Raw genomic sequence first — 12,311 nt, 5'->3', positions numbered from 1 at the left:
GTATGTCCACTTTTTTATTCATTAATCTTTTCTTTTAATTCATTCATAATTTCCTTTACAGACTTATTCGTCGTATCAATATGAATATGAGCCTCTTCATAATAAGCTCGGCGCGATTCAAATTTTGCCACAAATGCCTCTATATCTTTCTTCTGAAATAGCGGACGTGTCGTATCTTCACGAAGCCTTTCTGCAATTACATGTGGATCACAATATAAATACACGATGGTGCCATTTTCCTTCATCCACTTTCGGTTTTCCTCTCGTTCAATGATGCCGCCACCAGTTGTAATAATTACATTACGACTCGGTAGTGAACGTAACATTTCACTTTCATATTCGCGAAAAGCCATTTCACCTTCTTCGGCAAAAATATCACGAATTGCCTTCTCCAGCTCCTCTTCAATTTTTTGGTCTGTATCGACAACATCCATATGAAGTTCTTTACTTAATGCTTTTCCAATTGTTGTTTTCCCAGCTCCCATATAACCGGTTATGTATATAGATTTCATGTTCGTTCCTCTCAATCATTCGTTATTATTTGTTATTATAACGAATGATTCCATTATTTAATAAAAAAACGTTTTGTTCTTCTTATACAATGAAGAACAAAACGTTTCATACACGCTTTTACTTATAAGCGCCTCTTCTCACCCACTGCGTTGCAATCCATTTCTCACCTTTCGTTACAGGTGCCCCTCCATGTAACGTCAGCTCATTTAATGATTGGTCTTGATAAAAATACTCAAAGTATACTGCCATTCCCTTTCTAGGGTGCACAGAAAGATTTAATTTCGGAAAGAACGTTTCTCCGCCTTCTTCTACATCATTTAAATACATGACAAGCGTACTAATACGATTATTAGCAGCTGATCTACTGTGCTCTGCAAAATAATCATAATGCGCTTTATATTGTTGATCCACTTCATAATTTAAAATGTGCAATCCTTCTCCATGCGACACAGGAACATTCATGATAGATGAAATTCGTTTTTCAATCTTCGCAGTAAGTTCATTATCGTCCAAAAATGCACCCTTACTCGTTCGAATATCATTTACATCACGTGATGAACCAACTTTAGAACGTGCTAACTTATTTTTAGACAATTCGATCAATTCATCACATTCTTCATCGCTTAATACATTTCCTAACACGACAATAAGAGGTTCCTCGAATTTTGAAATAATGTGTATTTCCCTATCTTCCGTCATAATTGCATTTCCTTTATGATCAAAAATAGTTTGTTCCTTGTTTTCACCTATTTGATTGTTATTTGTCATTTCCCTATTCTCCCTAAAAATAATGATTGGATAGCATGAATATATCATATTCTTTCTACCTTTCTCTTTTTTAAGAAAATTTAAACTTTTGATTGTTTTATTTATCCATTTCCTTTGAAAAAACAGCCTATTTTCAAAGGGAAAATTATGGTTTTTCATCCGTATATGTTACATACTATCCTTCTATCCAATCGAATATTTTCTCGTCCTTTTTTCTATACCGAAAGCTTACTTTATAGAAAACTTCTTGTTTGATTTTGCACTGTAACGAAACAAAAATGACATCATTTTCAAAGACATAATTTCCACTTGCTTCTCCCTTTTCATATGGAAAGAAAAAAATACCTTCCTGTTCTTTTTGCTGTAAATCCTGTTTTATATTTGTAATAGATCGATTTAGTAGTTCCTCTAATACAAACTTTTGCTCTATTTCAATATAAAAATTTTTATCTATAAACAACATATTCGTTTCGTATACAAAGAACGAAGTTAATAATACAAGAAAAATAATTGTTCCTGGCAACGTAAACCCTTCTTGTTTTCTCATGTATTTATTTCCATTTCACTATACCTAATAGCTACACCTTCATATATTTTCCCGCTCATATCTTCCACATTTATAAAGAGCAAATGAGGTGTTATTTCATACGAAACCATTTCAACATTTTGTAATATAACTTCTCTTCCTCGCGTATTCACTTTTCTTATTAGACGATTATTCAATTTTTCATACGTCACTTCATCTCCAGTTCGAAGGCGGAAGCGCAAAAGATTCCCCTTATTTTCAGGGACTATTTTCTCTACAAATGATACTTCACGAAATTCTAATTGTACTTGCCCTATAAACACATTCCATTCCCAATTATTTAACCCTTTCGATTGTTTGTTTTCTATTGCAATAAAGTTTAAACGTGGCAAGAGTAAAAAGAACAGTGATAACAGAAAAAAACATACGATCATTTCAAGTAATGTAAATCCAACTTCTAATTTATTTTTTCTCCTGCATAAAAGCATTGTTCCGCCATTCTTCCTTTCACATCTTTCCACATAGCACAAACTTCATTTCCTCCCCAATATGTGTAATATACATTTCCGTTCACGACTGTTTCTTTCTGTTGTTTTGCCTCATTCTCATACATATATAAAGCTGCTTCCTTTTTTAATAATACAAATGCCTTATAACGAATTTGTATGTTCTTTCGTTCTTGCATAATCAATACTGATTGCGGGAGTATTATAGATATTGCCATCATTACTATACTTAATGCTACAAGCATCTCAGCCATCACTGACCCCTTTTGACATTTCACGATACGTAAATCTCCCTCTTCCAAGCTGAAATACAATTTCATATTTATAACTTCGATACGAAAGTAAAATCGTACCGCCTCTATTAATATTTCCACTCGGATTATATGTCATCGGATTCGGAAAAGTATTTAAATCAATTTGTATATCGCTATCATATTCTCTTTTAATAATAGTCAGATTCGTACTTAGCTCTCCTATATAGTACGTATGTCTATCTTTATACCATCGTAATGTATAGTGTTTTTGACGGTTTATCGCTAATTGTTGCATATACAAAATATCATTTGAAAACTGTCTTAAAAATTGTTCGATTTTTTGTTTTTCATATAATGAACGTACGTTAAAATACGTGACCATACTTAGTACAGAAATTGCAAATAGAACGAGTAGCATTTCTAAAAGAGTAAAACCTTTTTGTTTCACAGTTTCCCACTTGTTACTGTGCCATCATTTGAAATGTGAATAGACTCACCATTCGGACACTCATCCTTCGTAATATATTTCCCATCAATTAGCTCTTTTAGAGAGGGAATTTTATTATGTTGCAATTGGTATACTTGTATTTGCGCTTCTATAGATTTCACATAGGCTTTACATCCTTTTCCTTCGACGGATGAACGCTGTGTAACTACATTCGGAATAATTAATAGTAATAATACAGTGATGACGACCATAACTAATAACATTTCCAAAAGGGTAAACCCTTCCTCATTCTGCATGTAAATACCTCCTATATAGAATTCATCATTTGAAACATTGGCATAATCATTGCTAAATACATAAGAACGACTATTCCTCCAATACACACAAATAAAATCGGTTGAATAATCACTAACATTCGTCTAACTTTTTGCTCAATCTTTTCTATAATAAGATCACTATAGTCACCTAATTCAATCGCCAAATTACCGTTTGCTTGTCCATGCGTAATAATATAAGAAAGTTCTTCCTCATAATATCCGCTTTTAGCAATAATAGATTGCAACGGCTCTCCTGCAATTAATTGGCGTTCAATTCGGCCCGCTTCATACTGAAAGAACGGATGATATTTTTGCTCCATCATTATTGTTAGAGCCTCAAGTACGGATAGTCCGCCATGTAATAAACTGCTCAATTGATTAGCAAAATAATGTGAATGCTTTAAAATAAGAAATGTTTTTACGAGGGGGATACGAAGTATAATGTTTACCTGCTTCATATGAGGGAGTTTCCGAAAGTAAAAAAAATATATACTACAGCCAATTATGACTAGACAAATAGTGCTAAAAATAAGATAGGGTAGTAGCTTAATTACACTTAATATTTGTTCTGTAAATAAAGGTACTGTAGAACCAAACGAACTATATACCATATTAACCTGCGGTAATAAAATGCGATTAAAAATTAAAATCATGATTATTAAAAAGAACGCCAAAAACATAGGATACTGCATTATTTTTATCATATCTTTTCTATACTTATCCTTTTTATAAAGAAGTGCGCTCCCTTGTTGCAATGCAAAAGAAATATCACCATGTTGCTCAGCATAAAATAAATAGCTTAACATCTCCTGATGAAACTTTAATTGATAAAAAGAATCGTGTAGACTTTTTCCATCTTTTAATCCATCGATCATGTGCTGCAATTGCACTTTCTTTTCTACAGGTAATTGAAACCGTAAAAATTCTAAAGCCTGCAAAAGGGAGTATCCTTTTTCTAATAGTTCTCCTAATCGTTTCAATAATATTACTTGATCACTTAAACTCCATATTTTCTTAAACATACACATCCTCTTCTAAGAAACCTAAAGCGTACCCTTTTCGTATCGAAGATTGTAATGTTTCGTGCTTATAAGTGACACATTCCCCATTTGCTTCTTTAACCGCTTGTTTTAACTCATATCCATATAACAACTCATAAATACTCGCTTGTCTTACTTTCCTCATTGATTTACATAAAGTTGAGCACTTTCTTTTGCAAAACGGACACTTCAATTCGACAAGTCGCTGTGCAGCTATAGCCAATAAAGATTGTTCAATCTCTTGCCTCGTTATGCCAAAATCCATAAATCTAAGTATTGCCCCTTTCGCATCATTCGTATGCAGTGTTGTCATTACTAAATGGCCAGTCAAACTTGCTCTTATAGCAATTTTTGCTGTTTCTTCATCACGAATTTCACCGACTAAAATAACATCTGGATCATGACGTAAAATAGCCTTTAGTCCCGCCTCATATGTGATACCTGCTTTTTCATTTATTTGAATTTGTAATACATCGTCATTTCTTTTTTCAACTGGATCTTCTAGTGTAACGATGCGACGTGTTTTCTTTTTTCTAATTACCTCTAATAACGCATACATTGTTGTTGTCTTTCCCGAACCAGTCGGTCCAGTAAATACAAGTAACCCATGGGAATAATGTAAAAAAGAAAGTAGTTTCTTCGCTGTACTTGGAAATAACGAAAGATGAGATAACGGCTGAATAGATGCCTGTAAATGAAGACGGATAACGAGACTTTCTTGATATACAGTTGGTAGCGTGGAAAGGCGTAAATATACTTCTTGTCCATCCATTTGTAAATACAGGGAACCATTTTGTGGCTTCCGCCTCTCCCCTATATCCATGGATGCTAAAAATTTAAAATGTGAAACAAGTTTTTCTCCAAATTCCTTTTCAATGTATTGTTTCGTCATTAAATCTTTTCCTATACGCAGTTGAACCGCTACATCCTTCTTCCGGGGTACAATATGTAAATCCGAAGCTTGTACCCTGCACGCTTCTTTCAAAATCGTATTCGCAAAGCTTTCAATTCCATTCATCATTTTTCCCTCCCCACTATGTATATAGCATGAAAAAGTTCATAAGAAAAATTACTACTTTTGTATTTTCACTAGAGCGAAAAGGGAAAATATGTTTGTGAAATTATGAACAATTTCTGAATTATTGTCTGAAATTACCTATATGGAAGTTTATCTGTATTATAATGTTATTATCTTGGATAAAGTGATAAAGGTGGAGATCCTCATGGAACAAGCTTTAAAAATTACAGGTGTATTATCTGATCCAACTCGTTATTACATTTATAAATATATTTCTCAAAAACATAGTTACGTAACGGTACAAGAAATTGCAGATGAGTTTGACATTCATCCAAACGTAGCGCGTTTACATTTATCTAAATTAGAAGATGTTCATATGCTGAAATCGGAAACGAAGAAAACTGGAAAAGGCGGAAGGCCAAGCAGATTGTATGTATTATCTGAAGATGTTATCCAATTACAATTTCCATTCCGTGATTATCAATTGTTAGCAAGAATCGCATTTAATTCTTTACTTAGCCTTGGCGCTGCTGGTGAAAAAGTGCTATACGAAACTGGAAAACAATTCGGGACCGAATTAATGCAACAACATATGCTGCGTTTAAATGTGAGTGAAGATGCTTTAACAGTGGAACAAAAAGTTCAAATTGCAAAAGAAGCTTTCTCAACAGCTGGCTTATCACCTGCATTTGAATTAAGTGCAGATGGAACGAAAATTTTCTATGATGTACACAATTGTCCATTTAAAGAAGTTGCCGTTCATCATCCAACTGAAATTTGTAATATGCACGGAGATATGATGAAAGGGATTTTTGAAATCCTATTCCCTAACATGGAATTAACACGAAACGATAGTTTACTAGATGGATGTAAATCTTGTAATTATAAACTAACAATTTAATTTCTCATATAAAAAGAAGCCAATTATAATTGGCTTCTTTTTATATGAACGAATATTTACAATAGTAAGAAAAATAAACTATAATGAAGTGAGGTTTACTTTTTTTAGAAAAGGAGGGAGATGGCATGGAGCGCATGTTTCGCGTTCTCGGCTTTTGGACTGGAATTTTCTCGGTTATGTTTTACGTAGGGGATATGCACTCGACCGCACTACTATTTTTAGGACAAACAGGATTCTTCGTACTTTTAAGCTATTTAAATTTAACAGAGCGTATGTATATATACGTATTTGGGGCATATTTAACTGTTTTCTTCATAGGATTTACATACTACACGACGTTTTTACTTGTCCCTGGGGCTGGACATTAAAAGATGGCATTTTGCCATCTTTTTTTTAAATCCGCAATTTCCTAGTTGACTTATAGGTTTTATTACCTTATATTCTATATAACAGATTGGAATTAGGGGGAATCAACATGAATACACTGCTTGTCGGAATTAACGTTGCAGTCATGCTCATCTTAGTTGGCGTATTATATTATATGCAACGTAAGCATGTATCTTTTAATAAACGTGTATTTACTGCTTTAGGAGTCGGAATTATATTCGGTCTTATATTACAATTTATTTATGAACCAACTTCTAAAGTAATTATTGAATCAAATACTTGGTTTGGCTTAATCGGTAACGGTTATGTGAAATTACTTCAAATGATCGTTATGCCACTTATTTTAGTATCTATTATTTCAGCATTTACAAAATTACAGTTAACGAAAAACCTTGGTAAAATTAGTGGTCTTATTATCGGAATTTTAATTCTTACTACAGGAATCGCTGCAGCTGTCGGTATCGCTGCAAGTGCAGGATTTGATGTATCTGCAACAGGTCTGCAACAAGGTGATGCAGAATCTGCTCGTCTGAAGCTAGTTGAAGAAAGATTTACTTCTATTGAAAAAACAACAATTCCAGATAAATTATTAGAACTATTGCCTACAAATCCGTTTCTTGATTTAACAGGTGCTCGTCCAACGTCAACAATTTCGGTTGTAATATTTGCAGCCTTTATCGGTATCGCCTTTATCGGTGTAAAACGAAAATATCCAGAACAAGCAGAACTATTTAAGAAAATGCTTGATGCTGTATATGCAATCGTAATGCGTATGGTAACATTAATTTTACGTCTTACTCCATACGGCGTATTAGCTCTTATGGCAAAAACAGTTGCTGGTAGCGATATAAACGCTATTTTAAAACTTGGTAACTTCGTGTTAGCGTCTTACGTAGCACTTATCGTAATGTTCGTTATCCACTTATTATTAATTGCTCTATCTGGTTTAAATCCAATTCAATATTTGAAAAAGGTATTCCCTGTATTAACATTTGCATTCACATCTCGCTCTAGTGCTGGTGCAATGCCATTAAATATTGAAGCACAAAAAGAAAAGCTTGGTATTTCTGAAGGGATTGCCAACTTCGCAGCATCATTTGGAGTATCTATCGGACAAAACGGTTGCGCAGGTATTTATCCAGCAATGCTTGCAATGATGGTCGCTCCAACTGTAGGAATTGATCCATTACAACCACAATTTATTTTAACTTTAATCGCTGTCGTTGCAATTAGCTCATTCGGCGTTGCCGGTGTTGGTGGCGGCGCAACATTTGCAGCGTTAATCGTACTATCTACAATGAACTTACCAATCGGTATTGTCGCTCTTGTTATCTCAGTTGAACCATTAATCGATATGGGGCGTACAGCTCTTAACGTAAGTGGTTCTATGACAGCAGGTCTTATTTCTAGTAAATGGCTTGGTGAATTAGATCAAGATACGTACAATCAAGATGATACAAAAACTGGTGAAATTGCTTCATAATGAAAAGGACGCTAACAGAAACTGTTAGCGCCCTTTTTTAGTTCTTTTCATCTTCCTCTTTATCTTTTATATATAAGGCATAGCATATTGTTTCAAACACTATGTATAAAGCTCTATCAATTACTTCAGCCATGTAGAACAACACCTGTATATTATCATGTATTGATATAAAGGAAATATACCATTTTTCATTTTTTTAATAACTATTAATTATAAACTAAAGACTAACTATTATTCCTCATCTGCAAACTGTAAAAACTCTTCCAACTGCTCCTTTAACTCCTCCTCTATCTCACAATAAGATTCATCAACAAGTTCACCACTTAACTTACTTCCCCAAAACCTTATTTGAAGCGGTACTCCTAAAAAATAACTACAACATTCCCAGATAGGAACTGTATAAAATTCAATCATCTTTCCTTCTTCATCTAATACAGCTATCGAAATTGATGAAGAATATCCTGTTTCAAAAGGATTTTCTTTATCTCTGATGAGTTCTATAAATAATTCCATGTTTTTTTCTATGTACAAATGTGAATAATCTTTAAAAAGTTTAAATGATATTCTCTCTATTTCCTTCTCCATGCATTGAATCTTCTCTTTTAACTCCAATGTAAAATCTCGTTCTTTATACTTCATTTCCATCTCCTTACACATAGAAAAAGAGAATACAATAACATATTCTCTTTTCTCAAATATATTTCATTATCTCACAGCCCGTCCTTTTCACAAATAACCATTTCGTTCGCACCATTTATGAAATTGTCCTACGTCTACCCCAACTAACACGATATCTTTTAGCTCTACATCAATGATTTGTTCTCCAATTACAATAGCAAACTGCGATTCTAATTTTGTCTCGTTTTTCTGTACAATTCCAATTCGGTTCCGATGCGGTCCATCTTTTATATATGCTTTTTGTCCTACAATATCAAAGTTCAAGATTTTCACCTCTTTTACTGCGCTCAAATTGGAAATACGATCTCCACCTCGGAAAATTTCCTTTCATTGCACTATTTCTCTATATATATGACGAAACAATAAAAGGGTCCTCCCTTCTTTACAATTATTTTTTCTTTGTTTCATTTTTGTGATTGAAACGTAAAGTTTATAATAAAATACACTTGGAAGCGCTTTCCTTGTAATTTTTTATGGTATAATGTATAAGTAGAACTTCGTAAAGAGGGTTAAAAAATGAATACAAAAATGATTAAAAAAGTAATTGAAGCATTAAAAGTATATGGCTTTCAGAATGTATCATTCTGTGACAAAACGAAACAATTTTTATTTCATAACGAAATGGATATTATGAGCGGCTATGCAGAAATAACATATAGTAGTCAATTTGAAAAATTCAACGTACAAATTCATCCGATTGAAACACATCACCAAGCAGAGTTGCAAGAGGTTGAAAGACATATACAGGCTTGTATAAGAAAAGTAGAATATTTAAACGCACTTCTTAGCGGGCAAACAAAACTAGATGACAAAATTATTATAATGTAAAAAAAGAACGTGATTACCTCACGTTCTTTTTTTACATTATACGTTCATCTTTTCCTTCAGTTGTAATCCCGTAATGGACTCTAATACATCCATTGCTTCTCCAAATGTCATATCAAAAATTGTCTTGTCCTCTATGTATGGAAATTGTCTAAAACGCTTTTCTAACGTTTTCACGGCGTCTGACGTAAAGTTTGCACTATCAATGCCAAATTCTGTTTCAAGAAGAACGATCCAATCTAACACATGAAAACCTAATCCATTTACAAATGAAATAAGTTTTTCTTCTGGCTGTGCAGATAAGAATACGTGTCGTTCCATTTCACTAAAAAGCTCTTCTCCTAAAATATCAGCTAATTCATCATCATGTTCGCGATTAATGATTTCTTCATAACCATAATCATCAACAAGCTCCTCAACTTCTTCACTATCCTCACAAAGCAATTGACTAAGCTGTGCATTTTTCTTAAATTCACTATTTTGTACGACTTCTAAAAAGCTCGTTTCCCATCCATTTTCTAATTTCATATTATGTACTCCTTTATATATGTTTCTTATCATCACTGTACCCAAAAGATCCCTTTTATAACCTTTTAAGTAGTTACTATTATTTCACATGATTCATAACATAAGATGCAAATTCAGTTGCATCTCCTTCAAAAATATTTATTTCTGGCAAATGATAGAACGTTGTTTGAAGCGGATTTCTTTCATGATATACATGTATCTTTTTCTCTAGCGCAATCGCCATTCCAAACTCTGTATGGCTCCCGTTCCCACCATCTAATATAAGTAAAAATACATCCGCTTCTTTAATAGCATTCTTTTCTGCCTGACCAATTTCTCTTAATTGTTCTTGATTCACTGCTCTTTCGTTTTTAGTCCAATCATATGTATGGTTCCATCCTGCATGTTTCAGTTCATTTGCTATAGAACGTACAAGTTGTTTATTTTGGAATCCTGAGGCGATATAAAAATTCATTTATATACACTCCTTCATTATATAAGGGGGAAACTCCATTTTAGCGTTATTTGCTATAAACATAATAAAGAACAACTTCAAAAAAAATCCCCATCTTTAAAACTTATTTGCGTTTAAATGATGGGATGCCTCATGGTCTTCTTTTATTTTTTGTTTTTTATAACTTTCATCAGCTAACATTTCTAGTTCAGCTGTTATTTCTGATTTTTCAAGCTCCCTTTCTTGCGAAAACTTCCTTGAAATATAAACAATAACACTACCAACGTACAACACAAAGCATATAATAAGTGCAGTATTTTCATAGAGACTTAGCTCCAACACAGTCACTCCTAATCCATTCGTATTTTCACGCTTCATTAATTGGAATTTCCCTACTAATCCATTTGCTACCCCGCATTAACGGGCAGTAAAACCCACACCTCAAAATTCAGCAAAATAAAGAAGTTAGGTGTGGGATTAACTGCCCGTAAAAGCCCGATTGGTTCAACTAATAATCAGTGGGGGATTAACCCCTCCCCACTGATTAAAGTTTCACTTTATTGTAACATAAAAACACCGTTTCTTGGAATCTTTCATCCTACTAAAAGAGGCATGATTGTTTCATCATGCCTCTGAAATATGGTGAATGATTGTTTGAATTGCTTCTTTTCCATTATATTTTTTTAATGCGGTTTTATATGCCTCATTATTATGAGATAACTCTTCAACATGCTTTATAAGAGAATTTACATTCACATCTTCTTCATACAATACGGAAGCATATCCTTGTCTCTCAAAAGACTCTGCATTTAGTATTTGATCTCCACGACTTGCAAATTTGGATAGCGGAATTAAAAGCATCGGCTTTTGCAATGTTAAAAACTCAAAAATGGCATTAGAGCCCGCACGTGAAATAACAAAATCTGTTATCGCTAATATGTCTGGCAGTTCTCCATGTATATATTCAAATTGTCTATATCCTTCTTTATTTTGTAAGCTTTTATCAAGATTACCTTTTCCGCAAAGATGAACAATTTGATACTTTTTCAGAAGTTCTGGTAACGCTTCTCGAACCGTTTCATTAATTTTCTTTGCGCCCAAGCTTCCTCCCATAATTGTAATAACTGGCTTTTTACGTGAAAAACCTAAAAATGCTAAACCTTTTTCACGATTTCCCTTTAGCACGTCTTCACGTACAGGCGATCCTGTATAGATTACTTTTTCTTTCGGTAAATGTTTCGCAGCTTCTTCAAATGTAACAAATATTTTCGAAGCAAAACGGAGCGCAATTTTATTTGCTAGTCCTGGCGTCATATCAGATTCATGTAATAAGACTGGTACTCTATTTAACCATCCTCCAATTACGACTGGTACAGATACGAAACCACCTTTTGAAAAAATCACATCCGGTTTTAGTTTTCGAATCCTTACATACGCATCCATAACACCTTTCATTACAAGAAAAGGATCTTTTATATTTTTCAAATCAAAATAACGGCGTAGCTTTCCGCTTGCAATACTATAGTACGGAATGCCTTCCTTTTCTATAATTGTTTTCTCAATTCCTTGATGAGAACCAATATAAGAAATATCCCAATTCTGTTCTTGTAAATGCGGAATGATGGCTAAATTAGGTGTTACATGTCCTGCCGAACCGCCACCTGTAAAGACTATTTTTTTCATACG

General features: G+C 33.6%; 19 protein-coding genes. 4 read left to right on the top strand and 15 right to left on the bottom strand.

The features are described from left to right. Positions 1-14 precede the first annotated feature (14 nt). The 9 genes from ACZ76X_RS11570 to comGA form a co-directional block, all read right to left on the bottom strand. Entirely contained in the window at positions 15-512 is a 498-nt protein-coding gene (locus ACZ76X_RS11570; protein WP_479850527.1) for a shikimate kinase, read from the bottom strand. A gap of 118 nt (positions 513-630) precedes the next feature. Continuing rightward, complete coding sequence (locus tag ACZ76X_RS11565) at positions 631-1,281, bottom strand: 2OG-Fe(II) oxygenase (protein ID WP_479850526.1); 651 nt, start codon at positions 1,279-1,281, stop codon at positions 631-633. A 175-nt stretch (positions 1,282-1,456) separates the two neighbouring features. Beyond that, entirely contained in the window at positions 1,457-1,828 is a 372-nt protein-coding gene (gene comGG / locus ACZ76X_RS11560) for a competence type IV pilus minor pilin ComGG (RefSeq protein WP_479850525.1), read from the bottom strand. Next, entirely contained in the window at positions 1,825-2,295 is a 471-nt protein-coding gene (gene comGF / locus ACZ76X_RS11555; protein ID WP_479850524.1) for a competence type IV pilus minor pilin ComGF, read from the bottom strand. The genes comGG and comGF overlap by 4 nt, the downstream gene beginning before the upstream one ends. Beyond that, positions 2,265-2,567, bottom strand: coding sequence for a competence type IV pilus minor pilin ComGE (comGE, locus tag ACZ76X_RS11550; protein WP_479850523.1), 303 nt, complete (start codon positions 2,565-2,567; stop codon positions 2,265-2,267). Before comGE ends, comGF begins: the two co-directional genes overlap by 31 nt. Further along, positions 2,560-3,015, bottom strand: coding sequence for a comG operon protein ComGD (gene comGD / locus ACZ76X_RS11545; RefSeq protein WP_342715733.1), 456 nt, complete (start codon positions 3,013-3,015; stop codon positions 2,560-2,562). Before comGD ends, comGE begins: the two co-directional genes overlap by 8 nt. Next, on the bottom strand, positions 3,012-3,311 hold the full coding sequence (gene comGC / locus ACZ76X_RS11540) for a competence type IV pilus major pilin ComGC (protein ID WP_342715734.1): 300 nt from the start codon (positions 3,309-3,311) through the stop codon (positions 3,012-3,014). Before comGC ends, comGD begins: the two co-directional genes overlap by 4 nt. Positions 3,312-3,322: 11 nt before the next feature. Continuing rightward, positions 3,323-4,354, bottom strand: coding sequence for a competence type IV pilus assembly protein ComGB (comGB, locus tag ACZ76X_RS11535; RefSeq protein WP_479850522.1), 1,032 nt, complete (start codon positions 4,352-4,354; stop codon positions 3,323-3,325). Continuing rightward, entirely contained in the window at positions 4,347-5,390 is a 1,044-nt protein-coding gene (comGA, locus tag ACZ76X_RS11530) for a competence protein ComGA (RefSeq protein WP_098667305.1), read from the bottom strand. Before comGA ends, comGB begins: the two co-directional genes overlap by 8 nt. 205 nt (positions 5,391-5,595) lie before the next feature. On the opposite strand from comGA, the gene ACZ76X_RS11525 reads away from it, so the two are divergent. The 3 genes from ACZ76X_RS11525 to ACZ76X_RS11515 all read left to right on the top strand — a co-directional run bounded on the left by ACZ76X_RS11525 (position 5,596) and on the right by ACZ76X_RS11515 (position 8,161). Next, positions 5,596-6,291 carry a helix-turn-helix transcriptional regulator gene (locus ACZ76X_RS11525; RefSeq protein ID WP_479850521.1) on the top strand — a complete coding sequence of 232 codons (696 nt, stop codon included), beginning with the start codon at positions 5,596-5,598 and terminating at the stop codon, positions 6,289-6,291. Positions 6,292-6,416: 125 nt separating this feature from the next. Further along, entirely contained in the window at positions 6,417-6,659 is a 243-nt protein-coding gene (locus ACZ76X_RS11520; protein WP_000440714.1) for a DUF2626 domain-containing protein, read from the top strand. A gap of 107 nt (positions 6,660-6,766) precedes the next feature. Further along, positions 6,767-8,161 (top strand): L-cystine transporter, encoded by a 1,395-nt coding sequence (locus ACZ76X_RS11515; RefSeq protein ID WP_001094339.1) that lies wholly within the window; start codon positions 6,767-6,769, stop codon positions 8,159-8,161. Between the two features lie 231 nt (positions 8,162-8,392). On the opposite strand, the gene ACZ76X_RS11510 is transcribed toward ACZ76X_RS11515, so the two are convergent. Further along, positions 8,393-8,800 carry a hypothetical protein gene (locus ACZ76X_RS11510; protein WP_479850520.1) on the bottom strand — a complete coding sequence of 136 codons (408 nt, stop codon included), beginning with the start codon at positions 8,798-8,800 and terminating at the stop codon, positions 8,393-8,395. 87 nt (positions 8,801-8,887) lie between these two features. Next, positions 8,888-9,103 (bottom strand): DUF3912 family protein, encoded by a 216-nt coding sequence (locus tag ACZ76X_RS11505; protein ID WP_479850519.1) that lies wholly within the window; start codon positions 9,101-9,103, stop codon positions 8,888-8,890. Positions 9,104-9,355: 252 nt separating this feature from the next. Between ACZ76X_RS11505 and ACZ76X_RS11500 the strand changes: the two genes are divergently transcribed. Then, positions 9,356-9,667: a hypothetical protein gene (locus tag ACZ76X_RS11500; RefSeq protein ID WP_001093241.1), complete on the top strand. Its 312-nt coding sequence runs from the start codon at positions 9,356-9,358 to the stop codon at positions 9,665-9,667. Positions 9,668-9,703: 36 nt separating this feature from the next. Here ACZ76X_RS11500 and ACZ76X_RS11495 read toward each other — a convergent pair whose 3' ends face one another. The 4 genes from ACZ76X_RS11495 to murG all read right to left on the bottom strand — a co-directional run bounded on the left by ACZ76X_RS11495 (position 9,704) and on the right by murG (position 12,308). Further along, on the bottom strand, positions 9,704-10,192 hold the full coding sequence (locus ACZ76X_RS11495; RefSeq protein ID WP_479850518.1) for a hypothetical protein: 489 nt from the start codon (positions 10,190-10,192) through the stop codon (positions 9,704-9,706). A gap of 79 nt (positions 10,193-10,271) precedes the next feature. After that, positions 10,272-10,646, bottom strand: a complete 375-nt coding sequence (locus ACZ76X_RS11490) for a nucleoside 2-deoxyribosyltransferase (protein ID WP_479850517.1) — start codon at positions 10,644-10,646, stop codon at positions 10,272-10,274. Between the two features lie 96 nt (positions 10,647-10,742). After that, positions 10,743-11,003: a DUF3966 domain-containing protein gene (locus ACZ76X_RS11485; protein WP_000817964.1), complete on the bottom strand. Its 261-nt coding sequence runs from the start codon at positions 11,001-11,003 to the stop codon at positions 10,743-10,745. Between the two features lie 246 nt (positions 11,004-11,249). Continuing rightward, positions 11,250-12,308: an undecaprenyldiphospho-muramoylpentapeptide beta-N-acetylglucosaminyltransferase gene (gene murG / locus ACZ76X_RS11480; protein ID WP_479850516.1), complete on the bottom strand. Its 1,059-nt coding sequence runs from the start codon at positions 12,306-12,308 to the stop codon at positions 11,250-11,252. Positions 12,309-12,311: the final 3 nt, after the last annotated feature.

The sequence above is a fragment of the Bacillus sp. BC05(2025) genome (assembly GCF_056725905.1).
This window is presented reverse-complemented; position numbering and strand designations above follow the sequence as displayed.